This window comes from Stenotrophomonas maltophilia group sp. msm4 (genome assembly GCF_032025605.1).
Taxonomy (GTDB): domain Bacteria; phylum Pseudomonadota; class Gammaproteobacteria; order Xanthomonadales; family Xanthomonadaceae; genus Stenotrophomonas; species Stenotrophomonas sepilia.
Map to the genome: position 1 here is coordinate 580,654 of NZ_JAVSKK010000002.1, position 23,962 is coordinate 604,615.

A 23,962-nucleotide genomic window follows, 5' to 3' on the forward strand; every position below is an offset into this window, starting at 1 on the left:
TGACGCCGTTTGTGTCGCGTCCGGCCCTTGAATACCAAACTGTGATGAACATCATGCCACTGGCGGGAAACGGACAGCCGCTTCCCCTCGCCTCGTGGGCCTTGCACGGCTTACGATATCTGTCTTGCCGGGCCGCCGGTCATGAGGTTTGAAGTGAGGACTGTTTCACTGTCCGTGACGGGCTGGCCGGCCTACCATCGACGTTCCGGTACATGGGGTGTGCCGGAAGCCGCGATGTCCATGCTGTCTGTCGTACCAGAGAAGGTGGGGAGCCTTCCCGAATGATGAGCGTGCCCACACCGATGGGATCGCCGGGCCGTGACCCGGCCCAGCTCCAGCGTGCCCGGGACATGGTCCTGCCCGCGCTGTGCCAGGCCTTCGGGGCGGCACTGGCGCGTTTCGACGATGCCCTGTTCGACCGCGCCGGCAATGCCGGCTCGTCGCAGTTGCTGTTCCTGGACGCGATGCGCGAACTGCGCCGGCGCCGTGAGGACATCGCGGCCGCTTTCGCAGGCCACCTGCAGCAGGCCTGGGCCGCATTGGAGGCTGGTGAGCCGCTGTCAGCCGAGGCGACCCTGTCCGGGCCGGCCGAGGATGGGCTCAGCCTGCTGGCCGAGCATGTGCTGGAATCCCGGTTGGCGGTGCGCAATTTCGCCACTGTGTTGCTGCGTGACTTCAAGCCGGTGCTGGCGCGGCTGGATCGCCGCCTGGGCCGGTTGATCGGCGGCGCGGAACTGGACGCCGACCACAATCCGATCAGCCCCGAACACCTGGGCGTGGCCATCCACGAGGCCTTTGCCGGCTGTGAACTGGCCCCGGAAGTGCATCTGGTGCTGATCAAGCTGTGCGAGCGCGACCTGCGTGCACCAGTCGGTCGCATCTACGAGAAGCTGGACGAGCAGCTGGCCGCAGCCGGCGTGATGTCGCAGATGGGGGCTCCGCAGCGCCCACAACCGCCGGCACCGGATCCGCGCATGGCCGGGATGCTGGATGACCTGGTCGAGCATCGCCACGGCGTGGGCGTCGATCCGGGGTTCAGCGATGACGAGCAGGCCGCACCGGCCTGGGCGCAGCGCTTCGCCGCCCGCTGGTCCGAGCGCCGCGGGCATATGCAGCAGCACCTGGGCGGCGATGACGGCGCCACCGGCGAGGCCTACGCTGGCCAGCAGGGCATGCTGCTGGAAGCGCTGCACGAACTGCTGCAGCAGACCCGCCACGTGCGTGAGGATGCCACGTCTGCGGCGCAGGTGGCGGTTGGCCAGCAGCGCCCGCTCAGCCAGCGCGAAATGATGTCGGTGCTGTCGCTGCTGCAGGCCACGCCCAGCGCCACCCTGCGCGCGGCCATCGGCGAGGACGGCGAATCGCTGGCCCAGCGCCTGAAGAGCGAAGTGCTGTCCAGCGCCACCCAGCTTGGCGTCGATCCGGGCCAGACCCGGCTGGACCCGCAGGATGAGGACGCCATCGACCTGGTCGGCATGCTGTTCGACGTGATGCTGGACGAGCGCGAACTGGAAGGCCGCTCGCGCGAACTGATCGGCCGCCTGGTGGTGCCTTTCGTCAAGGTCGCCATGCTCGACCGCCGCATGTTCGTGCAGAAGACCCACCCGGCGCGCAAGCTGCTCAACTCGCTGGCCGAGGCCTGCGAGGGCAACACCGGCGAGAGCCAGGCCGAGCGCATGCTGATGGCCAAGGTCGAAGAGATCATCGAGCGCCTGGTGGCCGAGTTCAACGAGAACCTGGCGATCTTCCTGACCCTGGAAGAGGAATTCCGCGAGTTCCTGGTGCAGCATCGTCGCCGGGTGGAAATCGCCGAGCGCCGTGCCGCAGAAACGCAGCGCGGCCAGGAAAAGCTGGAGATGGCCCGCAGCCGGGCCGGTGCGGAACTGGACCGCCGCATCGGTGACGCCACGCTGCCGCCGGCCATTGCCGAGTTCCTGCGCCAGCCGTGGCAGCATCATCTGACCCTGGCGCTGCTGCGCGAGGGAGAAGAAGGCGCGTCGGTGGCCGAGGCATTGAGCCTTGGCGATGGCCTGCTTGAGGAAGTGGCCGAGGCCCGCCGCCAGATCGTCGGCAAGCCGTGGCTGCAGGCCTGGCAGCCGGTGCTGGCCAAGGTGTTTGCCAGCGTCGGCGTGCACGGCGATGCGGCAACCGCCGCCATCGATGCCCTGCATGACACCCTGCAGGGCATCGCCGAATCGCGGCCGGAACTGCAGCGTGCGCTGCCGGAGCTGCCGCAGGTTGCCTTGCCGGCGCCGCCAGTGGCTGAATCGCCGGCGGTTGAGCTTGGCGGGCAGATTGACGCCGACGATTTCGACAACGCCGATGCCGACCGCTTCCGCCGCATGGAAATCGGCAACTGGCTGGACTTCGTCGACAAGGATGGCAAGGTGCAGGCGGGCAAGCTGTCCTGGGTCAGCCCGATTTCCTCGCGCCTGCTGTTCGTCAACCGTCGCGGCGTGCGCTTCTGCGTGGCCTCGCCTGAAGAGCTGGCGGTGATGATGCGGCTGGGCCGCCTGCGTGCCCACGTTGATGATGGCGCCTTCGACAGCGCCATGCAGGGCGTGATCGATCGCCTCGACCCGGGCAGCGCCACGCTGCACTGAGCGGGTGCCGCCTGCTAGGATCGGGAAACTCACCGATCAGCGGGGATCTGCATGGCCGTGGCGTTGCTGGGGATCAAGGAGACCGCGCCGGGCGAACGGCGCGTGGCACTGACGCCGGAGACCGCGCGCAGGCTCGGGGCCTTGGGCATTGCCGTCTGGTATGAGGCGGGCGCGGGTCTGGCCGCTGGTTTCACCGACGCCGCCTATGACGATGCCGGTGCATGCGTCTTCGACGCGGGCCGCTGGGCCGAGATCGATATCCTGCTGTGCGTGCAGGCCCCCCCTGCGGCGGTGCTGGAACAGCTCAAGCCCGGCGCCAGCGTGGTCGGCCTGCTGGCCCCGGCCAGCGATCCGGCGCTGGCCGCGCTGGCGGCCGATGGTCGCCTGCAGCTGTTCGCGCTGCAGCAGCTGCCGCGCACCACCCGTGCGCAGGCGATGGATGTACTCAGTTCGCAGGCCGGCATGGCCGGCTACAAGGCGGCGCTGATCGCCGCCGAACGCGCGCCGCGCTTCTTCCCGATGCTGACCACTGCTGCCGGCACCGTGCGGCCGGCCAAGGTGCTGGTGATCGGTGCCGGCGTGGCGGGCCTGCAGGCCATCGCCACCGCGCGCCGCCTCGGTGCACAGGTGGAAGGCTTCGACGTGCGCCCGGAAACCCGCGAGCAGATCCAGTCACTGGGCGCACGCTTCCTCGACCTCGGGGTCAGCGCGGCGGGCGAGGGAGGCTATGCGCGGGCGCTGACCGATGACGAGCGCGCCGAGCAGCAGCGTCGGCTGGCCGACCACCTGCGCAGTGTGGACGTGGTGATCTGCACGGCTGCGGTACCGGGCCGCCCGGCACCGACCATCGTGACCGCCGCGATGGTGGAAGGCATGGCCACCGGCAGCGTCATTGTTGATCTGGCGGCGGAAAGTGGCGGCAACTGCGCACTGACCCTGCCGGGGCAGTGCATCGAACACCAGGGCGTGACCATCGACGGTCCGCTGGGCCTGGCCAGCCGCGGCGCGACCCAGGCCAGCGAGATGTATGCGCGCAACCTGCTCAACTTCGTTGCGCTGTTCGTGCGCGACGGGCAGCTCGGTTTCGATTGGGACGACGAACTGCTGGCGAAGACGCGCTGGCAGGGGTGAACCTCATTGCCTCCTGTAGAGCCGAGCCCATGCTCGGCTTGCGCAGGCGCGATAGAGCAGCAGAGCGTGGGCTCGGCTCCACAAAGGGTTGAACGTTGCCTTTACCGCGGCTTCGCCGGCGGCGGATTCTCTCGCACCCAGTCCTTGCGTTGCTCCGGCGTCATCTGCGACCAGCGCTCGCGCAGTGCGTCGCGCTGCGCGGGCGGCAGATCCCGCATCTGCCCGAACAGGGCCCGGGCCTGTTCACGCTGTTCCGGGCTCATGTGCTCGAAGCGGCGCAGGCCACGGCGGGCCTTGTCGCGCTCCTCCGGGCTCATCGTCTGCCAGCGCTGGCCATGCGAGAGCATGCGCTGGCGCTGGCCGGCATCGGCGCTGTTCCAGCGGTCGCGCAGTGGCGCCAGCAGCGATTCCCGCTGCGCTTCGCTCAACTGTTCCCAGGCCGGCAGCGGCGTGGCCGGCGCAGGGCGCGCCGCAGGGGCGGGCGCGGCGCTCTGCGCCAGCGCCGGGAGGGCCGGCAGCAGCAACAGGGTCATCAGCAGCGGCAGGGTGTGCAGTCGGGACATGATTCACTCCATCGCCAGGTCGGTATCGCCCAGCCACAGGTACAGATCGGGATTTTCGTCGTACAGCACGCTGTTGTCTTCCATCGAGGCCAGCACCGGTGCCGGCACGGCGGGCGACAGGGGGCTGTGGCCGCTGAACTGCAGGCCGACCCCCAGCGCCACCACCAGAGAACAGGCGCTGGCCAGCCACCAGCGCCAGCGCCCGTGACGGGCCGCGCTGGCGCCGTGGCGCGCCAGGCGCAGCCGTGCCAGCGTGGCCGGCGACAGCGCCTGCAGCGACTGCGCGTGCAGGTCGCGCAGGGTGTCATCGGAAGGCAGGGAGCGGTTCACGGGTGGGTCTCCAGGTAGTCCTGCAGCGCCTGCCGGGCGCGTGCCAGATGGGTTTTTACCGCGCCTTCGCTGCAGCCCATGGCGCGGGCGGTGGTGGCCCCGTCCAGGTCCTGCAGCACGCGCAGGGTGAAGGCCTCGCGCTGGCGTGCGGGCAGGGTACGCAGCGCCTGCACCAGTTGCTGGTACTGCTGGCGCTGTTCGTGCGCCTGCGCCGGGTCCGGGCCGGGGTCGGCCCAGTCGATCCCGGCTCCGTCGGCGTCCTGGTTGTCGCGCCAGAACGGCAGGCGTAAACGGCGCCGGCGCTGCAGGTCGATCACACGGCGGCGCAGGATGCTCCAGAACAGGGGCGCCCATTCGGCCGCTGGCTTGTCTGCGTAGTCCAGCATGCGCATCAGCGCGTCCTGCACCGCGTCCATGGCGTCTTCGCGCTGGCGCAGGCCGGCCTCGGCGAAACGGAACGCGCGCGGGCCGACGCTGGCCAGGAACGCCTCCAGCGATGCCGGCAGGGCATCGGTGTCGGCGCTCGGGGGGACGGGGCTGCTCACCAGCACAGGGTACGGTTCCTCGCTCGGGCTCACCATCGACAACGCGTGAGCGTCGCCGCGGTTGACGCCGGGTGCGCGCCGGGTTCAGCCCGTGGTTATGATGGGCCGACGAAGACAGAGCGGGAGCGTTGCCAGTGAGTGACGGGTTCGTAGCGCTGTACATCTTCATGCTGGCGGCCATCGCCGGCCACGTGATCATTTCGCGGGTGCCGGTGATCCTGCATACCCCGCTGATGTCGGGTTCCAACTTCATCCACGGCATCGTGCTGATCGGCGCGATGGTGGTGCTGGGGCACGCGCAGACGCCGCTGGAAAAGGCGCTGGGCTTCCTTGCCGTGGTGCTCGGTGCCGGCAATGCCGCCGGTGGCTACGTGGTCACTGCGCGCATGCTGGAGATGTTCAAGCCGAGCGCGCCCAAGGGCGGCAGGGACGAACCGAAGGAGCCACAGGCTTGAACATCAGCACCGTCGAACTGCTCGACTGGCTGGTCAAGGCCAGCTACCTCGTCGCCGCCACGCTGTTCCTGCTGGGTCTGCAGCGCATGGCTTCGCCGCTGACCGCGCGCAGCGGCATCCGCTGGGCCGGGCTGGGCATGCTGCTGGCCACGGTGGCGACCTTCTTCCTGCCTGAACTGCACAACGTGCCGCTGATCCTGGTCGCACTGCTGCTGGGCGCGGGCCTGGCCTGGTGGTCGGCCGGCAAGGTGGCCATCACCGACATGCCGCAGATGGTGGCGTTGTACAACGGCATGGGCGGTGGCTCGGCGGCGGCGATCGGTGCGGTGGAACTGCTGCGCTATGCCTTCCTTGCCAACCGCGATACCCGCCATTGGAGCGAGCAGGCGCTGGCCGACCTGGCCGCGCGCCAGCCCTCGGGCATGGTGCTGCTGCTGGCGGTGGTCGGCGCGGCGATCGGTGCGGTCTCGCTGTCCGGTTCGGTGATCGCCTGGGCCAAACTGGACGGACGCCTGGACAAGCGCGTGACCTGGCCCGGCCAGCAGCTGATGAACCTGATGGTGGCACTGGCGGTGGCGGTGCTGGCGATCATCGCGGCCAGCACGCTGAACACCTCGGCAATCGTCGCCTTCTTCGTGCTGGCGCTGGCACTGGGCGTGCTGATGACGTTGCCGATCGGTGGCGCCGACATGCCGGTGGTGATCTCGCTGTACAACGCATTCACCGGCCTGGCGGTGTCGTTCGAAGGTTATGTGCTGGGCAATGAGGCGCTGATCATCGCCGGCATGATGGTCGGCGCGGCCGGCATTCTGCTGACCCGGTTGATGGCCAAGGCGATGAACCGGCCGATCCGCAACGTGCTGTTCTCCAACTTCGGCGGCGGTGCCGGAGGCGAGGCACAGGCGATCACCGGCGCGCAGAAGCCCATCGAAGCGTCGGACGTCGCGGCGATGATGGCCTTTGCCGAGCGCGTGGTGATCGTGCCCGGCTACGGCATGGCGGTGGCGCAGGCCCAGCACAAGATCTGGGAACTGGCGCAGCGGCTGGGCCAGCGTGGCGTGAAAGTGAAGTTCGCGATCCACCCGGTGGCCGGGCGCATGCCCGGGCACATGAACGTGCTGCTGGCCGAGGCCGGCGTGCCCTACGATCTGATCGCCGACATGGACGACATCAACCCCGAGTTCGCCAATACCGACGTGGTGCTGGTGATCGGTGCCAACGACGTGGTCAATCCGGTGGCGCGGACCGACCCGGCCAGCCCGATCTACGGCATGCCGGTGCTGGACGTGGTCAACGCGCGCAACGTGGTGGTGATCAAGCGTGGCAAGGGCACCGGTTTTGCCGGCATCGAGAATGCGCTGTTCTACGCCGACAACACCCGCATGCTCTATGGCGACGGCGCCGAAGCGGCGGCCTCGCTGGTGAGTGAACTGAAGGCGCTCGACGGCGGGCATTGAGTTGAGGACCGGGGTCGGATCCCTTTCCGCAGGAAAGGGCTCTGCCCCCCTTGCCGGCCAGCGGCCGGCACTACCCCATCCGCGCGTGGTGGCTGCAGCGGGTAGGTGCGGTCCCTGGTCCGCACGCCTTTGCCGGCCAGCGGCCGGCACTACCGAATCCACGAATCTCTACGCGCTCAGCGCGCCAGCCAGGCACCTACGGCCACGGCCACGGCCAGCCACAGCCATTCCACCGCGCCATTGGCCAGGCTGATTAGGGTCCAGGCCAGGTGCGGGCCCATCCGCGTGGTGGCATCCCACAGGTCCAGGCCGATCGAGCCGCCCATCCAGGCGCTGGCGATGGCCCAGTTGGCCACGGCGGCCACCAGCAGGGTGCCGAGCACGACCAGGGCGACGCGCAGCCGGCCTGGGCCCAGCGTGCCCAGGCGCAGCATGAACACCAGTTCCAGGGCGGCCAGCACCGCCATCCAGCCGACCTGCCGGCCGGTCATCAGCGCCAGGACCATCCAGGCGAGGGGAGCGACAAACAGGCCCAGCAGCAGCATGAGGGGCCAGAGCCAGGTCACGGTCCTGGCACGCGCGGCATTGGAGGACATCGAAGCTCCCAGAAGATCACCCACAGGATACTGTGGTTTGCCGCAGTGCACCGGCGGTGCGGGGGCGGCTGGGCTAGAATGCCGTCTTGCGTGGCCTCGGCCACGGCCCCATATCGGTCCCCATGTATTCCCGTAGCAGCGAACCTGTCCACTTCGAACGCGATTGCGAGGCCGTGATGGTCCCGCAGGGCGATACCGTGACCCTGCCTGCCGGCAGCTATGGGTACATCACCCAGGCGCTGGGCGGCAGTTATTCGGTGTTCGTCGAGGGCAACCTGTTCCGCATCGCCGGCAAGGACGGCGATGCCATCGGCAAGGAGGCACCGGCGCCGCTCGAGCTGCCGGCCGACGCCACCGATGAACAGGTGGAGCAGCTGGTGTGGCAGCAGCTGCGCACCTGCTTCGATCCGGAAATTCCGGTCAACATCGTGGAACTGGGCCTGGTCTATGAAGTCGAGATCAAGCACCTGGATGAGGGCAAGCGCGAGATCGACGTGAAGATGACGCTGACCGCCCCGGGCTGCGGCATGGGCGAGATCCTGGTCGACGACGTGCGCAGCAAGCTTGAAATGATCCCGACGGTGGCCGAGGCCGACGTCGACCTGGTGTTCGACCCGCCGTGGAACCAGCACATGATGTCCGAGGCGGCCCGGCTAGAGACCGGCATGCTTTGACCCAGGGCCCGCAGTGACGCGGGCCCGGCACTACCCGCAACCAGAACAGGAATCCTCCGGTGTCCCAGTCCATCCCCAGCTTCGCCGTCACCCGTTCGGACCACCCGCGCAGCGCTGAAGAGCGCGCCAAGATCCTGGAGAAGCCGGGCTTCGGCCTGCACTTCACCGATCACATGGTGGAAGTGCGCTGGGACAAGGATGCCGGCTGGCACAATGCCAATGTGCGCGCCTACGGCCCGCTGCAGCTGGACCCGGCCGCCGCCGTGCTGCATTACGGCCAGGAAATCTTCGAAGGCATCAAGGCCTACCGCCACGCCGACGGTTCGATCTGGACCTTCCGCCCGGATGCCAACGGCCGTCGCCTGCAGCGTTCGGCGCAGCGCCTGGCGTTGCCGGAACTGCCGGTGGAGATCTTCGTCGAATCGCTGAAGCAGCTGATCGCCGTCGACAGTGACTGGGTGCCTTCGGCCGATGAGTCGAGCCTGTATTTCCGCCCGTTCATGATCGGCGACGAGGCCTTCCTCGGCGTGCGCGGCGCGCACAAGGCCGGCTACTACGTCATCGCCAGCCCGGCCGGCCCGTACTTCGCCAAGGGTGTTGCCCCGGTGTCGATCTGGCTGTCCACCGAGTACGCGCGTGCGGCCAAGGGCGGCACCGGTGCCGCCAAGTGCGGTGGCAACTACGCCGCCTCGCTGCTCCCGCAGCAGAAGGCGCAGGCGCAGGGCTGCTCGCAGGTACTGTTCCTCGACCCGGTCGAAGGCAAGTACCTGGAAGAACTGGGCGGCATGAACGTGTTCCTGGTCTACAAGGACGGCACGCTGGTCACCCCGGAACTGTCGGGCAGCATCCTCGAGGGCATCACCCGCGAGAGCATCCTGCAGCTGGCCCGCGACCGTGGCATGAAGGTCGAAGAGCGCAAGGTCAGCATCGACGAGTGGAAGGACGGCGTCGCCTCCGGTGCGATCAGCGAAGTGTTTGCCTGTGGCACCGCCGCGGTGGTCACTCCGATCGGCCAGCTGAAGGGCGAGGGCTTCTCGGTGGGCGACATCAACGCGCCGGCCGGCGAAGTGACCATGTCGCTGCGCAAGGAACTGACCGATATCCAGTACGGCCGCCTGCCGGACCGCCACAACTGGCTGGTCAAGCTGGGCTGATCGCCCACATCGAATCGTAGAGCCGGGCCCGCGCCCGGCTGCGCTTCTGGAAAGCCCGTCCCCGCGACGGGCTTTCTGCGTTTCGAGCCAAGGGGTCAGATCCCTTTCCGCGTGAGAAAGGGATCTGCCCCGGATCGGTGGACGCCGATGTCGGCAAAGTCATTCCAGGACACGTGACGACCCAGTCAGGTCTGTGCAGGACACGAGAAAGTTCCTTCACCTTCACAAACCCTCGACCCAAAAAGTCTCAGAACGAACATTTCATCTTGCTGAAAAGACGCTGAAAATCTTGTGGTGTCCGGTTTCGGCCATTAGCGTCATATGTACGGCGGATCGTTAGGGGGATCCGCTGACTCATCGGACTTCGAACCTCGCCAACGCAAGCCAGCCCAGGGTTCGGGCCGGTGCTTCTGCCGATTCCGGCATTCACACCACAAGAAAGGGAAATACGATGTCCCAGGTAACGCAACCGCGTGTGCGTCGAGTGTGGGTGGTCCTTGGTGCGTCCGTTCTGTCATCGCTGCTGCTGGCCACGCCTGCGCTGGCCGGTGACGTCCAGCTCAGCGGCCTGCAGTCCGCGCCGACGCACCAGCGCTTCATCGTGAAGTACCGCGACGGCAGTGCGCCGGTGGCCAACACCACGGCACTGGCCTCTTCTCTGAAGACTGCCGCCGCCGGCCTGGCCAGCAGCCAGGGCCGCGCGCTGGGCCTGCAGGAGGTCCGCAAGCTGGCCGTTGGCCCGACCCTGGTCAAGACCGATCGCCCGCTTGACCAGGCCGAATCCGAGCTGCTGATGCGCAAGCTCGCCGCCGACCCGAACGTGGAATACGTCGAAGTCGACCAGATCATGCGTGCGACGCTGACCCCGAATGACACCCGCTTCAGCGAACAGTGGGGCTTCGGTACCTCCAACGCGTCGATCAACGTGCGGCCGGCCTGGGACAAGGCCACCGGCACCGGCGTGGTGGTGGCCGTGATCGATACCGGCATCACCAACCATCCCGATCTCAACGCCAACATCCTGCCTGGCTATGACTTCATCAGCGATGCCGCGATGGCGCGCGATGGCGGTGGCCGCGACAACAACCCGAATGACGAGGGCGACTGGTACGGCGCCAACGAGTGCGGCTCGGGCATCCCGGCCTCCAACTCCAGCTGGCACGGTACCCACGTCGCCGGCACCGTGGCGGCGGTGACCAACAACAGCACCGGCGTGGCCGGTACTGCGTTCAATGCCAAGGTCGTCCCGGTGCGCGTGCTGGGCAAGTGCGGCGGTTACACCTCCGACATCGCCGACGCGATCGTGTGGGCCTCTGGCGGCACCGTCAGTGGCGTGCCGGCCAACGCCAACCCGGCCGAGGTCATCAACATGTCGCTGGGTGGTGGCGGCACCTGCTCGGCCACCTACCAGAACGCCATCAACGGCGCGGTCAGCCGTGGTACCACCGTGGTGGTCGCCGCCGGCAACAGCAACACCAACGTGTCCTCGTCGGTGCCGGCCAACTGCGCGAACGTGATCGCGGTGGCGGCCACAACCTCGGCCGGTGCGCGTGCCAGCTTCTCCAACTACGGTGCCGGCATCGACATTTCCGGCCCGGGCCAGAGCATCCTGTCCACCCTCAACACCGGTACCACCACGCCGGGCAGCGCCAGCTACGCGTCGTACAACGGCACCTCGATGGCGGCGCCGCATGTGGCCGGCGTGGTTGCGCTGATGCAGTCGGTCGCGCCAAGCCCGCTGAGCCCGGCGCAGGTCGAAAGCATCATCAAGAGCACTGCACGCCCGCTGCCGGGCGCCTGCTCGGGTGGCTGCGGCGCCGGCATCGTCGACGCCAACGCGGCCGTGGCTGCGGCGATCAACGGCGGTGGCAACCCGAACCCGGGTGGCAACGTGCTGCAGAACAACGTGCCGGTGACCGGCCTGGGCGCTGCGACCGGTGCCGAGCTGAACTACACCGTCGCCGTTCCGGCCGGTAGCAGCCAGCTGCGCGTGACGATCAGTGGCGGCAGCGGCGATGCCGACCTGTACGTGCGCCAGGGCAGTGCCCCGACCGATACCAGCTACACCTGCCGTCCGTACCTGAGTGGCAACAGCGAGACCTGCACCATCAACAGCCCTGCCGCTGGCACGTGGTATGTGCGGGTGAAGGCCTACAGCACCTTCTCGGGCGTGACCCTCAACGCCCAGTACTGAGCCCAAGTCCCTCTCCAAGGGCACGCCCTGGCTTCGGCCGGGGCGTTCTTGCTTCTGTGGGGCCGAGCCCATGCTCGGCTGCTCTGGCTGCGGACCGTTGTGCCGCGCTGGCACGCGGTTGCCGAGCATGGCTCGGCACTACAAGGGCAGCGCTCTGGCAGGTGCCGAGCTTGGTCGGCGCGCGGTTCCTCAGACCGACTCGAAGCGGTTCGCGGCCACGTTCTTGCGCACGTGCTGCGGGTCGAAGATCCGCCCGTTCATCGCGATGTACACGCCGCTCGGCAACGACTGCACCGCACCGATCGCACAGCCGATGTTGAACTCGGCATCCGAGCCGCGGAAGCGTGCCGGGCTCAGTGCGCCGGTCATCACGATGGTCTTGTCGGGGATTGTCGCCAGCACCTTGCCGGTCTGCACCATCGAGTCGGTGCCGTGGGTCACCAGGACGTGCCGGGTCGGCTGCGCGGCGATGGTGGCGCGGATCAGTTCGCGGTCCTCATCGTTGATGTGCAGCGAATCCTTGCGCAGGATCGGAATCACGTTGAAGCGGAACGTCACGCCCAGCTCGCGCAGGATCATGCCGATCTGCGGATCGCCGATCTGGTAGTCCGACTTGTCGTCGAAGTAGATCTTGTCGATCGTGCCACCGGTGGTGACGACCAGGAGCTCTTCCATCATGTGCATGCGCGAAACCAGGACAGGTACTGCGGCGCGGGGCCAGGAATGCAGATGATACGACCCAGCGGGCGCAGCGTCAGCGTTGCTTGCCGAAGCGGGCGCGCAGGCCGGGCAGGCTGGCGCTGAAGATCACCAGGAGGGCCAGCGCGATCTCGATCAGCGCCAGCCAGCGCGTTTCCGGGTGGCTCCAGGCGCTCATCACGCCGTGGCTGAACCAGCCCAGCGCCAGTACCGAGGCCCAGAATCCGGCCTTGCGCCAGCCCAGGCGCACGGCGATGGCCAGCGCCAGCGGCGGCGCGGTGAACACCAGCTGGGTCGCCAGCCAGTGCTTGTCATTGATGAACCAGCCCGCGAACAGCGCGGCCAGCCCCATCAGGGCCAGCAGCAGGACCGTGCGCGGCGCGGCGCTCATCGGGCCAACCGCTGCGCGATGCCGGCCACCCGGCGCCCCAGCGCGCGCGCCAGCACGGCTTCGTCGTCGGTCGGCTGCGGGTCGTCGGCGGCACCGGCTACGTGGCTGGCGCCATAGGGTGTGCCGCCACTGGTGGTATGGCTCAGCGCCGGTTCGGTGAACGGGATGCCGACGATCACGCAGCCATGGTGCAGCAGCGGCACCTGCATCGACAGCAGGGTCGATTCCTGCCCGCCATGCATGGATGCGGTGGACGTGAACACGCCGGCCGGCTTGCCGGAGAGGGTGCCATTGACCCATTCGGCGCCCAGCCCATCCAGGAAATGCTTCACCGGCGCGGCCATGTTGCCGAAGCGGGTCGGGCTGCCGAGCAGCAGGCCCTGGCATTCGACCAGGTCCTGCACGCTTACATAGGGGGCGCCATCGTCGGGTACCGGCGGCTGCGCGGTCTGGGTCACTGCGGCCACCGGCGGCACCGTGCGCAGGCGCGCGGTCATGCCCGGCACTTCGCCGATGCCCCGCGCGATCTGGCGCGCCAGCCGTGCCACCGAACCGCCCCGGCTGTAATACAGCACCAGAATCTCGCCCATCGTGCCCGCTTCTCCTCGTCGTGTGGCCACCAGTATGGCTATCCTGCGAGCATTCCGCATCGGGTACCCTTCCACCGATGGAACCTTTGGATACGCTCAACCTGTGGATGGAGCGCGCGCGGGATCGCGCACGGGCCATCAGTTTCGGCCGCTTCCTGTGGCATCGCTTCCTCGACGACCGCCTGTTCCAGGCAGCGGCGGCGCTGGCGTACACCACGGTGTTCGCGCTGGTACCGCTGGCCATCGTGGTGTTCGGCGTGCTCTCGGCCTTCCCCGTTTTCGACCGCTGGAGCGACCAGCTCAGCGACTACGTCTTCTCCAACTTCGTGCCCTCCGCTGCGCGCGCGGCCGAGGGTTACCTGCGGCAGTTTTCGGCCAGTGCCGGCCAGCTGACCGCCGCCGGCTTCATCGCACTGGTCGCCTCACTGCTGATCACGCTCAACAGCGTGGAAGAGACCTTCAACCAGATCTGGCGGGTCGGCTCGAGCCGGCCCAAGCTGACCCGCTTCCTGGTCTACTGGACCGTGCTGACCCTGGGCGCGATGCTCGCCGCTGCGTCGCTGGCGGTGTCGGCGCGGGTGTTCGCGATGCCGTTGTTCGGTACCCAGGAGGGCCGTTGGCTGGCCGAACTTGCGCTGCGGCTGGCACCGATCCTGATCGAGTTCGTCTGCATCACGCTGATGTTCCGTGTGGTACCGCACCACACGGTGAAATGGCGGCATGCCGTGCCCGGCGCGATCCTGGCGGCGGTCATCCTTGAACTGGTGAAGTGGGGCATCGGCGCGTATCTGGGCAGCTTCCAGTCCTACCAGAAGCTGTATGGCACGGTCGCCTTCGTGCCGATCCTGCTGCTGTGGATCTACCTGTGCTGGGTGGCGGTGCTGCTGGGTGCGTCGCTGGCCTCCTCGATGGCCGCCTTCCGCTACCAGCCGGTCGAGCTGCGCCTGCCGCAGGGGTACGAGTTCTATGGGCTGCTGCGCCTGCTTGGCCGCTTCCAGCATGCGCGGGCCAAGGGCAAAGGCCTGGCCGATGACGAGATCCTGCGGCTGGAGCCGATGCTGACCGATTCACTGCTGCAGGACCTGATCTGCAACCTGCAGGAGATCGACCTGCTGCGCCGCGATGAGCGCGGCGAGTGGCTGCTGTCGCGCGACCTGGACCAGGTCAGCCTGGCCGATCTGTACGAATGCACCCAGCTGCGCATCCCGGTAGCCGAGCAGCACCTGCCGTATCGCGACGACAGCCTGGGCCGTGCCGCCTTGGCGGCGCTGGATGACCTGCGACTGCCCCTGCGCGAACGCCTGAAGCGCAAGGTCAGTGATATCTATACCGACTCTGGAGACACCCCATGACCCGCAAGACGTCGTTGCCGCTGCTGCTCCCGTTGACCCTGCTGCTGGCCCTGGCGGCCTGCAAACCGGCCCAGGAGCCGGCACCGGCCAGCAGCCAGCCACCGGCGCAGGCACCGACGCCGAGCACGCCGGCACCGGTCGAGGAAACCCCGGCCGAGCGCACCACCGCCGAGTTCCCGACGCTGAAGATGAAGGCGGTGGATGGCAGCGACTACGACCTGGCCGCGCATCGCGGCAAGTGGGTGGTGGTGAACTTCTGGGCCACCTGGTGCGCGCCGTGCCGCAAGGAGATGCCCGAGCTGTCGGCCCTGCATGCGATGCGCAGCAACATCGAAGTGGTCGGCTTGGCCTACGAGGACATCGAAGTGCCGGAGATGCAGTCGTTCCTGGCCAAGCATCCGGTGACCTATCCGATCGTGATCGTGGACCCGTTCGATCCGCCGGCCGACTTCGCCACGCCACGTGGTCTGCCGCTGACGCATCTCATCGATCCGCAAGGCAAGCTGGCGCACACGTTCCTTGGCCCGGTGACCGCCGCCGACATCGAAAAGCAGATCGCTGCTGCCAAGTAGGTTGGGTATCGGCAGGGCTGCGCCCTGCACCCGCGGTAGTGCCGGCCGCTGGCCGGCAACCCCAGCAAAAGCAACAGCAACAGCAACAGCCCAAGAGGGTTTCCTGTGGGGAGGCGGGGTGGGTCCGGTTGCCGGGGACGCCGTAAATACGTCCCTGTAGGCTCGGTCGCCGCATCCATGCGGCTCACGCCCCCGCAACCGGACCCACCCCGCCTTTGACAGTTCTCCGCGATCTGCCGGAATGGGATGGCCTGCTCTTGGTGGGTGTCGACCTTGGTCGACACGTAGATCCACGCCATGCGTGGATGCTCTTCGTTCCATTGTCGAAATGTTCGATTTCAATGGAGATTCATCCACGCATGGCGTGGATCTACCAGATCGCCGGAATCTGTCAGAGGTGGGGCGATGCCGGAGTGCGGGGTGTTGCTGTTGCTGTTGCCGGCCAGCGCCCGGCACTACCGCAGGTGCAGGGCCGCAGGCCCTGCCGACCCACCCTAATCCTCGACCGGGAAGTCCTCGATCGGCTTCAGCACATCGAAGTGCTCGCGATGCAGCTTGCCCTTCAGCTTCGGCAGCTCCGGCAACGGTGCATCCACCCGCGTATCCGGCAACCGGTCCAGCAGGTTTCGCACCAGGGTCAGCCGGCCCAGCCGCTGGTCGTTGAAGTCCACCAGCGTCCACGGCGCCGCCTCGCGATGCGTCGCGCGCAGCATCGCCTCGCGGGCCTCGGTGTACGCGCTGTACTTGCTGCGCGATTTCAGGTCGACCGGTGAGAGCTTCCAGCCCTTCAGCGGATCGAGATGGCGTTCGGCGAAGCGCTTTTCCTGCTGCTCCTGGTCCACGCACAACCAGTACTTGAACAGCAGGATGCCGTCGTCCACCAGCAGCTGTTCGAACACCGGCGCCTGGCGCAGGAACTGCTGGTACTCGGTTTCGCTGCAATAACCCATCACCCGTTCAACACCGGCACGGTTGTACCAGCTGCGGTCCATCAGCACGATCTCGCCGGCGGCGGGAAGATGCGCGGCGTAACGCTGGAAGTACCACTGCGTGGCTTCACGGTCGGTGGGCTTGGGCAGCGCCACCACCCGGCATTGGCGCGGGTTGAGATGCTGGCTGATGGCCTGGATCGCACCGCCCTTGCCGGCTGTATCGCGGCCTTCGAACAGCACCAGCAGGCGTTGCCCGCTGTACTGAACCCAGCGCGCCATTGCAGTCAGTTCCAGCTGCAGCGGCAGCAGCAGTTCGTCGTAGTCCTTGCGCTTGAGCTTGGCCATCGTCACGCCACGCGGGGAGGAAGCCGGAGCGTAACGCAGCGGTTGCTCAGGGGGTGTCGACGCCGCGCCAGCCCTGCTCGCCCGCCAGCGTCTGCAGCAGGGCGGAAAGGTCCTGGGCAAAACCTGCCATGTCGAATACACCACTGTCTTCGCGTGCCTGCGCCAGTTCGGCACGCAACGCTGCCAGCGCCGCCGGCTTGTTGCCCAGCGCGCTGGCAGTGGCGATGAACGCCGCATCGTCGGCAACGTTCATCCGCGAAAGACCCAGATGATGGTTGAGGCTGCCGGCCACGCGCGCGGCGAAGGTATCACCCGGGCAGGTCAGCACCGGGCAGCCGGCCCACAGCGCATCGGAGGCGGTGGTGTGCGCGTTGTACGGATGCGTGTCGAGGAACAGGTCGGCCAGCTGATAGCGGGCCAGGTACTGCGGATGCGGCAGCTTGGCCATGAACACCAGGCGCGCCGGGTCCAGGGCTGCGGCCTGCGCGGCCGCACGCAGGCGGGCGTCGGCCTTGCCGGGCCCGGACAGCAGCCACAGCACGCTGCCGGGCACGGCCTGCAGCACCGCGAAGGCGCGGCCCATGCTGCGCGGGTTGAGCTTGTAGCTGTTGTTGAAGCAGCAGAACACCACGCCGTGTTCGGGCAGCCCGCACTCGGCGCGGGACGGTGCCGGTTCCAGTACGCGGGTGTTGTCCGAGGGCTGGAAGGCACGTGGCAGGCGCAGGACGCGTTCGCTGAAGTGAGGTTCCAGCGATGCCGGCAGCACGAATTCGTCGGCGACCACGGCATCCAGCCAGCGCGCACCTGATGTGCCGGGGTAGGCCAGCCAGTTCAGCTGCAACGGGGCCGGGCGCATGGCCAGCACTTCGGGCGTGCCGCCGCCCCCCCAGCCGCGCAGGTCGAACAGCAGGTCGATGCCCTGTGCACGGATGCGGGCCGCGATGTCGGCATGCCGCAGTGCGGCCACGTCATGCAGGCGGGTGGCGGCCTGCAGGCGTTCGCGGATGCGGCTGCCATCGGCGCGGTTCAGCGCGAACAGGTGCAGTTGCAACGCCGGGTCATGGCGCAGGTGTTCGAGCAGGGCCACGGTCAGCAGCCCGGTGGGATGGGCGCCGAAGCCATTGGAGAGGAAGCCGACGCGCAACGCGCCGTGCTCGCGAACCTTCACTGCAGGAAGGGGGCGCACCGCCGACGCAACGACCGCGGCGCGTGCGCGCGCACAGGCCAACTGCTCCGCAGCGCTTACGTCTTCACTGAGGAAGGCGAAGGGTTCCACTGCACCCTGACCCGCGGCGAGCGCGTTGCGCACCTGCGCAGCCAGCGTGTCCACGTCCTGCCAGTCGCACAGGCGGCGCTGCCAGGCCAGGCGCTGGGCGGCGATGTAGGGTTCGCCCGGCATCAGCGCGTGCGCGCGGCGATAGGCCGCTGCTGCGCCTTCGGCATCATCGGCATCTTCCAGCGCGTGGCCCAGCCACAACGCGATGCCCGGGTGCTGCGGGGCCAATGCCGAGGCCTGGCCGAGCAGCTTCGCCGCGTCGGCGTGCGCGCCGGCCATCCACGCCACGCGCCCCAGCCGCGCCAGCGCTTCGGGGTGGTTGGGGCGCAGCTGCAGGGCACGTCGTGCGGCCTGCTCGCCGGCAGCGATGTCGCCGGCTTCCAGTTCCAGGTCGGCCAGCATCACCCAGGCGACGAAGTCGCCGGGCTGGCGTGCGATCGCCTGCTGCAGGTGCTGCCGCTGCTGCCAGGCCGTCATCGTGCTCAGCCCGCCGACAGCTGGGCCAGGGCGTCGACCTGGTGTTCGTGGCTGAGCCGCTGCAGCAGCGGGTCGAGGTCACCGGCCAGGATGTTGGGCAGGTCGTACAACGTCAGGCCTTCCACGCGGTGGTCGGTGATCCGGCCCTGCGGGAAGTTGTAGGTGCGGATGCGCTGGCTGCGATCGCCGCTGCCGACCTGCAGGCGCCGCGACTCGGCCTGTGCCGCGTCCTGGCGCTGGCGCTCGGCATCGAGCAGCTGCGCCTTCAGGCGCTTCATCGCCTTGTCGCGGTTGGCGTGCTGGCTGCGCTCGGTCTGGCACTCCACCACCACGCCGGTCGGCACGTGGGTGATGCGGATCGCGGACTCGGTCTTGTTGACGTGCTGGCCACCGGCGCCGGACGAGCGGAACGTATCCACCTTCAGGTCGGCCGGGTTGATGACGATGTCATCGACTTCGTCGGCCTCGGGAATGATCGCCACGGTCGCGGCCGAGGTATGGATACGGCCCTGCGATTCGGTGGCCGGCACGCGCTGCACGCGATGCGTGCCCGATTCGAACTTCAGGCGCGAGAACGCACCACGGCCGACCACACGCGCCACCACTTCCTTGTAGCCGCCATGCTCGCCGGGGTTGTCCGATTCGATCTCGACCTTCCAGCCCTGGCGCTCGGCATAGCGGGCGTACATGCGGAACAGGTCGCCGGCGAAGATCGCGGCTTCGTCGCCGCCGGTGCCGGCGCGCACTTCCAGGAACAGGTTGCCTTCGTCGCGCGGGTCACGCGGCACCAGCAGCAGCGCAAGCTCCTGCTCCAGTTCCTGCAGGCGCGCCTGCGCGGCGGCGATTTCCTCGTCGGCCAGCTCGCGCAGGTCGGGGTCGGCGCGCATGCCTTCGGCGGCGGCCAGGTCGGCCTTGGCACGGGCTTCATCGGCCAGTGCAGTGGCGACCGGTTCAAGTTGGGCGAATTCGCGCGAAAGGTCGCGGAAACGGGTGTTGTCGGCGACCACGTCGGGTTCGGCGAGCAGGCGTTCCAGTTCTTCGCGGCGCTCGGCCAGCGCTTCCAGCTTACGGCGCAGGGTCGGCGTCATCGGGTCTCACGGGTGGGTGGTGGTAGCCCGGCGTGGCCGGGAACAGGCGCTCGGCGGCGCGGGTCAGGTCGGCATCGCCACTCAGCGCGGCGGCGCGCAGTGCGGCGGTCGGCGGATGCAGCAGGCGGTTGGTCAGGCCGTGGGCCAGCAGTTCCAGCACTTCGTCGGCGGGCTTGCCGTTGGCCAGCTGCTGGCGTGCGCGCTCCAGCAACTCGGCGCGGGTGGCCTCGCCGAACGCACGCAGCTGCCGCAAAGGCGCCTGATGGGCACTGGCCTGCTGGGTCTCGACGTAACGCGATACCTGCAGGTCGATGATCGCCTCGGCTTCGGCGGCGGCCTCGCGGCGGCCACGGCGGTTGTCTTCCACCGCGCGCTCCAGGTCATCGACCGTGTAGAGGAAGGCATCGTTGAGCGTGCCGACCTCGGCTTCGATGTCGCGCGGAACGGCCAGGTCGAACAGCAGCATCGGCTTGTGCCGGCGTGCACGCAGGGCCTTGGCCACCATCTCGCGATGGATCACCGGCTCGCGCGCCGCGGTGGCCGAGAACACCACGTCGGCCTCGCCCAGGTGACGGTCCAGTTCGGTCAGCGGCAGGGCCACGCCGCCATGGCGGCTGGCCAGTTCCTGCGCGTGGGCCAGGGTGCGGTTGGCGATCAGCAGCCGCCGCACCTTGCCTTCGCTCAGGTGCCGTGCAGCCAGCTCGATGGTCTCGCCGGCACCAACCAGCAGCACAGTGGAGTCGTCCAGCCGGGCGAACGCGTTCTGCGCCAGGCGCACCGCCGCCGACGCCACCGATACCGGGTTGGCACCGACCTGGGTATCGGTGCGCGCCCGCTTGGCCACCGAGAAGGTCTGCTGGAACAGGCGGTCCAGGCGCTGGCCGAGCAGGCCATGGTCGCGCGCGGTCGACCAGGCGTCCTTCACCTGGCCGAGGATCTGCGGTTCGCCCAGCACCATCGAGTCCAGCCCGGTGGCGACCCGGAACAGGTGGCGCACAGCCTCGGCATCGGCATGCTGGTACAGATAACCCTGCAGGTCACCGGCCTGGCTGCGCAGCCACTGGTCCAGCGCCTGTGCCGACTCGGCCACGGCGTACAGCTCGGTGCGGTTGCAGGTGGACAGCAGGACCGCCTCGGCGATCTGCGGGGTATCGCGCAGCGAGCCCAGCGCACGCGGCAACGCCTCACCGGCGAAGGCCGCGCGCTCGCGCAGCTCCACCGGTGCGGTCTGGTGATTCAGTCCGAGCACCCACAGGGTCATTGTTCAGTTGCTTGCGATAAGCTGCTGGCCATTGGACGACATTTTAAGGCCCCGATGCCGACGATGCCCGCATTGATTCGCATCCCCAGTGTTCTGCTGCTGTCCCTGGCCTGCGCGCAGGCCCTGGCGGCGGTGCCGCCCAAGGCCCCCGTGCGGGCCGCGGCCACCGGGGAACTGGCGCTGGAGCCGGTGATGGCCGGTGAGTTCGCCCTGCAGGCCGGCAAGCTGGCCGAGGCCGCGCGCTGGTACCTGCAGGCCGCGCAGCAGACTGACGGCGATGCTGGCCTGGCCGAGCGCGCGACCCGTATCTCCATGCTTGCCAACGATGACGCCAGCGCCGCCAAGGGCCTGGCCCTGTGGCAGCAGCGCGCCCCGCGTTCGTTGACCATGCGCAGCGCCGCCGGTGCGCTGGCCATGCGCCAGGGTGATGTGAAGGCCGCCCGCACTGAATTGCAGGCGCTGCTGGCCGACCCCGACGAGCGCGGCTGGAAGTTCGCCCTGGCCGCGCTGATCGGCGGTGGCCGCGACCCGGCGGTGCCGGCGCAGGTGCTCGGCGAGCTGGTCGATGCCAATGCGATTCCGCCGAAGATCGAGGCCTGGCAGGAGTTCGGCCGCCTCGCCCTGCGCATGGACAAGCCCGACCTGGCGCGTCGCATGATCGATGAAGTGGTCAGGCGCTTCCCCGAAGAACCGCGCGTTGCCTTGCTGCGTGCCAGCCAGCTGCAGCAGGCCGGCGAGACCGACAAGGCCTTGTCGCTGCTGCACGACGTCGAGCCGAAGACCCGGCAGGACCCCGAGCTGCGCAATGCGGTGGCCATCGCCTACGACAGCCTGGGGCAACCGGCTGCTGCCGAGCGCGTACTGGCATTCGGCCCGCAGGATGTGCAGACCTGGGGCATGCGCGCTTCACTGTTGGCCAAGCAGGGCGACAAGGCGGCGCTGTCCAACCTCTACAACGAACTGTCGCGGCAGGCGGCCAAGCCGGACCCCGCGCAGCGCCTGTTGCTGGGCAAGATCGCCGAATACCTGAAGCGCTATCCCGAGGCGGTGCAGTGGTACCACAGTGTGCCCGGCGGTGATGAGCTGAGCGAGGCGCGCCTGCGTGCGGCCAACGCCCAGGCGCTGGCCGGACGGCTGCCGCAGGCACTGGATGAAGTGCACGCGATCCAGTCCGACGCGGTGGTCGACGATGATGTGCGCCGTGACGCGTATCTGCTGGAGGCCGAGCTGCGCCAGCGCGGCGATGACAGTGCTGGCGAACTGGATGCGCTGGCCCGCGGCCTGGCCGCCTACCCGGATGACAATGGCCTGCTGTACGCCCGCGCGCTCACCTGGGAGCGTCGGGACGATATTCCGCGCGCCGAGGCCGACCTGCGCAAGATCCTGGTGACCGACCCGGAAAACGTGCCGGCCCTGAACGCCTTGGGCTACACCCTGGCTGACCGTACCGGGCGCCTGCAGGAGGCGCTGGAGCTGATCGACCGCGCCCGCGTCGCCGAGCCGGACAACGCCGCTATCGTCGACAGCTATGGCTGGGTGCTGTATCGCCTGGGCCGCAAGGACGAAGCGCTGGTGCAGCTGCGCCGGGCCTGGACCCTGGCCAAGGACCCGGAGATCGCCGCCCATGTCGGCGAAGTGCTGTGGGTGCTGGGCAAGCATGACGAGGCCCGCCACTTCTTCGACGAAGCGGCCAAGCTCGATCCTGAAAACCGCGCGCTGCTGCGCGCCCGCGAGAAATTCAATCCATGAGTGTTTCCCTGATCCGGCCGCTGCTGTTGGCGGCTGCGACCCTGGCGGTGACCGCCTGTACCAGCGTGGGCACGCAGAAGACCCCGCCACCGGCGGTGGTCGAGACGGTTTCGGCCGAAGCGGCGCAGGCCGAAGCGGCGCGCGTGGCCGCCCTGCATGCACAGCCGGACTGGGCCTTCCAGGGCCGGGTCGCGGTCAGCAAGGGCAAGGACGGCGGCAGCGGTCGCATCGACTGGAAGCAGGAAGGCCGCCGCTACGTGGTGGAGTTGAGCGCGCCGGTGACCCGGCAGAGCTGGAAGCTGACCGGCGATACCCATTCCGAAGCTGGCCGCCTGGAAGGACTGACGGGCGGCCCGCGCGACGGCGAGGACGCCCAGCAGCTGTTGCTGGAGGCGACCGGCTGGGACATTCCGGTCAACCAGTTGCCGGAGTGGATCCGCGGGCTGGTCGCCGGCGACGCCGCCGGCCCCGAGACGGTCGAACGCGACGGTGAAGGCCGGCCGCGCCGGATGCAGCAGATGGGCTGGCAGGTACAGTACCTGGACTGGTACCCGGCCGACGCCGGACGGCCGGCGCTGCCGCGCCGGATCGAGGCCAGCAATGGTGACGCCAAGGTGCGCCTTCTGGTGGACCAGTGGGGGCAGGGCACGCCATGAGCGGGGCAGTCGACGACGCGGGCTGGTCCTGGTGGCCGGCCCCGGCCAAGCTGAACCTGTTTCTGCACATCACCGGGCGCCGGGCCGACGGCTACCACGAACTGCAGACCGTGTTCCGCCTGCTGGACTGGGGCGATCGCATCGGCCTGCGCCTGCGTGAAGACGGCCAGGTGCGCCGGCACGGCGAGGGCCTGGCGGGCGTGGCCGAGGGCGACGATCTGGCGGTACGTGCCGCGAAGCTGCTGAAAGAGACGACCAATGTCGCGCAAGGTGCGGACATCATCGTTGAAAAGCATGTTTCAGCCGGCGGCGGCTTCGGTGGCGGCTCGTCCGATGCGGCCACGGTACTGGTGGTGCTGAACCGGCTCTGGCAGGCCGGGCTGGACGAAGAGGCGCTGGCCGCGCTGGGCCTGCGCCTGGGCGCCGACGTGCCGGTGTTCGTGCGCGGTCGCAACGCCTGGGCAGAAGGGGTGGGCGAGCGCCTGCAGCCGATCACGCTGGCGCCGGCCTGGTATGTGGTGGTTGAACCGGGCGTTCATGTTCCCACGCCGGCCCTGTTTGCAGACCCGGATTTGACGCGCGACAGCCCAGTGGCGAAAATAGAGGACTTCGCTTCCGGGACCCTGGTCGGGAACGCGTTCGAACCGGTGCTGCGCCGCCGTGAGCCTGCCGTCGAGGCAGCGCTTGCCGCGTTGAGCGACATCGGCACGGCGCGGCTGACCGGTTCGGGAAGTGGTTGTTTCGTCGAATTCGCGTCGCAGTCTGCTGCAGAGCAGGGACGGTCGAAATTGCCGAAGGAGTTGCGGGCAAGGGTGGCAGCGGGCGTTGCGCGTTCGCCACTGCTGGATGCACTCGAGCAACACTGATTTATC

The 23,962-nt window shown here is 68.5% G+C and carries 23 protein-coding genes; 12 read left to right on the forward strand and 11 right to left on the reverse strand.

Annotated features, from left to right (window positions below):
• The first annotated feature begins 281 nt into the window (after positions 1–281).
• Both ROV93_RS11740 and ROV93_RS11745 read left to right on the forward strand, forming a co-directional pair.
• A complete protein-coding gene (locus ROV93_RS11740; protein WP_072167905.1) occupies positions 282–2,603 on the forward strand; it encodes a DUF1631 domain-containing protein in 2,322 nt (773 codons plus the stop codon).
• 51 nt (positions 2,604–2,654) lie between these two features.
• Entirely contained in the window at positions 2,655–3,734 is a 1,080-nt protein-coding gene (locus ROV93_RS11745; RefSeq protein WP_072167906.1) for an NAD(P) transhydrogenase subunit alpha, read from the forward strand.
• A 101-nt stretch (positions 3,735–3,835) separates the two neighbouring features.
• Here the strand turns inward: ROV93_RS11745 and ROV93_RS11750 are convergent, their stop codons facing one another.
• From ROV93_RS11750 to ROV93_RS11760, 3 genes are read right to left on the reverse strand one after another with little or no spacing between them, the layout of a single operon-like run.
• Positions 3,836–4,297: a DUF3106 domain-containing protein gene (locus ROV93_RS11750; RefSeq protein WP_049414516.1), complete on the reverse strand. Its 462-nt coding sequence runs from the start codon at positions 4,295–4,297 to the stop codon at positions 3,836–3,838.
• A gap of 3 nt (positions 4,298–4,300) precedes the next feature.
• Positions 4,301–4,627 (reverse strand): hypothetical protein, encoded by a 327-nt coding sequence (locus tag ROV93_RS11755; RefSeq protein WP_072167907.1) that lies wholly within the window; start codon positions 4,625–4,627, stop codon positions 4,301–4,303.
• Positions 4,624–5,208, reverse strand: coding sequence for an RNA polymerase sigma factor (locus tag ROV93_RS11760; RefSeq protein ID WP_080376936.1), 585 nt, complete (start codon positions 5,206–5,208; stop codon positions 4,624–4,626). The genes ROV93_RS11755 and ROV93_RS11760 overlap by 4 nt, the downstream gene beginning before the upstream one ends.
• A 98-nt stretch (positions 5,209–5,306) precedes the next feature.
• Here ROV93_RS11760 and ROV93_RS11765 point away from each other — a divergent pair, with 98 nt between their 5' ends.
• Positions 5,307–5,627 (forward strand): NAD(P) transhydrogenase subunit alpha, encoded by a 321-nt coding sequence (locus ROV93_RS11765; protein WP_005415382.1) that lies wholly within the window; start codon positions 5,307–5,309, stop codon positions 5,625–5,627.
• A complete protein-coding gene (locus ROV93_RS11770; protein ID WP_072167909.1) occupies positions 5,624–7,084 on the forward strand; it encodes an NAD(P)(+) transhydrogenase (Re/Si-specific) subunit beta in 1,461 nt (486 codons plus the stop codon). Before ROV93_RS11765 ends, ROV93_RS11770 begins: the two co-directional genes overlap by 4 nt.
• 176 nt (positions 7,085–7,260) lie before the next feature.
• Here the strand turns inward: ROV93_RS11770 and ROV93_RS11775 are convergent, their stop codons facing one another.
• Entirely contained in the window at positions 7,261–7,680 is a 420-nt protein-coding gene (locus ROV93_RS11775) for a membrane protein (RefSeq protein WP_032953950.1), read from the reverse strand.
• 122 nt (positions 7,681–7,802) lie between these two features.
• On the opposite strand from ROV93_RS11775, the gene sufT reads away from it, so the two are divergent.
• From sufT to ROV93_RS11790, 3 genes are all read left to right on the forward strand, one after another.
• A complete protein-coding gene (gene sufT, locus ROV93_RS11780) occupies positions 7,803–8,354 on the forward strand; it encodes a putative Fe-S cluster assembly protein SufT (RefSeq protein ID WP_005415385.1) in 552 nt (183 codons plus the stop codon).
• A 59-nt stretch (positions 8,355–8,413) separates the two neighbouring features.
• Complete coding sequence (locus ROV93_RS11785; RefSeq protein WP_005412326.1) at positions 8,414–9,508, forward strand: branched-chain amino acid aminotransferase; 1,095 nt, start codon at positions 8,414–8,416, stop codon at positions 9,506–9,508.
• A 451-nt stretch (positions 9,509–9,959) separates the two neighbouring features.
• Complete coding sequence (locus ROV93_RS11790) at positions 9,960–11,702, forward strand: S8 family peptidase (protein ID WP_072167910.1); 1,743 nt, start codon at positions 9,960–9,962, stop codon at positions 11,700–11,702.
• Between the two features lie 189 nt (positions 11,703–11,891).
• Here ROV93_RS11790 and ROV93_RS11795 read toward each other — a convergent pair whose 3' ends face one another.
• From ROV93_RS11795 to wrbA, 3 genes are all read right to left on the reverse strand, one after another.
• Complete coding sequence (locus ROV93_RS11795) at positions 11,892–12,377, reverse strand: asparaginase domain-containing protein (protein ID WP_010481766.1); 486 nt, start codon at positions 12,375–12,377, stop codon at positions 11,892–11,894.
• A 79-nt stretch (positions 12,378–12,456) separates the two neighbouring features.
• Positions 12,457–12,792, reverse strand: coding sequence for a DUF2069 domain-containing protein (locus ROV93_RS11800; protein ID WP_005415388.1), 336 nt, complete (start codon positions 12,790–12,792; stop codon positions 12,457–12,459).
• Positions 12,789–13,382, reverse strand: coding sequence for an NAD(P)H:quinone oxidoreductase (gene wrbA / locus ROV93_RS11805; RefSeq protein WP_049438254.1), 594 nt, complete (start codon positions 13,380–13,382; stop codon positions 12,789–12,791). Before wrbA ends, ROV93_RS11800 begins: the two co-directional genes overlap by 4 nt.
• 77 nt (positions 13,383–13,459) lie before the next feature.
• Between wrbA and ROV93_RS11810 the strand changes: the two genes are divergently transcribed.
• Positions 13,460–14,734, forward strand: coding sequence for a YihY family inner membrane protein (locus ROV93_RS11810; protein ID WP_005415390.1), 1,275 nt, complete (start codon positions 13,460–13,462; stop codon positions 14,732–14,734).
• Complete coding sequence (locus ROV93_RS11815; protein ID WP_072167911.1) at positions 14,731–15,306, forward strand: TlpA disulfide reductase family protein; 576 nt, start codon at positions 14,731–14,733, stop codon at positions 15,304–15,306. Before ROV93_RS11810 ends, ROV93_RS11815 begins: the two co-directional genes overlap by 4 nt.
• 494 nt (positions 15,307–15,800) lie before the next feature.
• Here the strand turns inward: ROV93_RS11815 and ppk2 are convergent, their stop codons facing one another.
• From ppk2 to hemA, 4 genes are read right to left on the reverse strand one after another with little or no spacing between them, the layout of a single operon-like run.
• Positions 15,801–16,583 carry a polyphosphate kinase 2 gene (gene ppk2 / locus ROV93_RS11820; protein WP_072167912.1) on the reverse strand — a complete coding sequence of 261 codons (783 nt, stop codon included), beginning with the start codon at positions 16,581–16,583 and terminating at the stop codon, positions 15,801–15,803.
• A gap of 46 nt (positions 16,584–16,629) precedes the next feature.
• On the reverse strand, positions 16,630–18,336 hold the full coding sequence (locus ROV93_RS11825) for a tetratricopeptide repeat protein (protein WP_072167913.1): 1,707 nt from the start codon (positions 18,334–18,336) through the stop codon (positions 16,630–16,632).
• A 5-nt stretch (positions 18,337–18,341) separates the two neighbouring features.
• Positions 18,342–19,424, reverse strand: a complete 1,083-nt coding sequence (gene prfA / locus ROV93_RS11830) for a peptide chain release factor 1 (RefSeq protein ID WP_014036080.1) — start codon at positions 19,422–19,424, stop codon at positions 18,342–18,344.
• Complete coding sequence (gene hemA, locus ROV93_RS11835; RefSeq protein ID WP_065178970.1) at positions 19,402–20,685, reverse strand: glutamyl-tRNA reductase; 1,284 nt, start codon at positions 20,683–20,685, stop codon at positions 19,402–19,404. Before hemA ends, prfA begins: the two co-directional genes overlap by 23 nt.
• Before the next feature lie 63 nt (positions 20,686–20,748).
• On the opposite strand from hemA, the gene ROV93_RS11840 reads away from it, so the two are divergent.
• From ROV93_RS11840 to ispE, 3 genes are read left to right on the forward strand one after another with little or no spacing between them, the layout of a single operon-like run.
• Positions 20,749–22,434, forward strand: coding sequence for a tetratricopeptide repeat protein (locus ROV93_RS11840; RefSeq protein WP_172412111.1), 1,686 nt, complete (start codon positions 20,749–20,751; stop codon positions 22,432–22,434).
• Positions 22,431–23,090: a lipoprotein insertase outer membrane protein LolB gene (lolB, locus tag ROV93_RS11845; RefSeq protein WP_072167915.1), complete on the forward strand. Its 660-nt coding sequence runs from the start codon at positions 22,431–22,433 to the stop codon at positions 23,088–23,090. Before ROV93_RS11840 ends, lolB begins: the two co-directional genes overlap by 4 nt.
• Positions 23,087–23,956, forward strand: coding sequence for a 4-(cytidine 5'-diphospho)-2-C-methyl-D-erythritol kinase (ispE, locus tag ROV93_RS11850; RefSeq protein ID WP_072167916.1), 870 nt, complete (start codon positions 23,087–23,089; stop codon positions 23,954–23,956). Before lolB ends, ispE begins: the two co-directional genes overlap by 4 nt.
• The last annotated feature ends 6 nt before the right edge of the window (positions 23,957–23,962 follow it).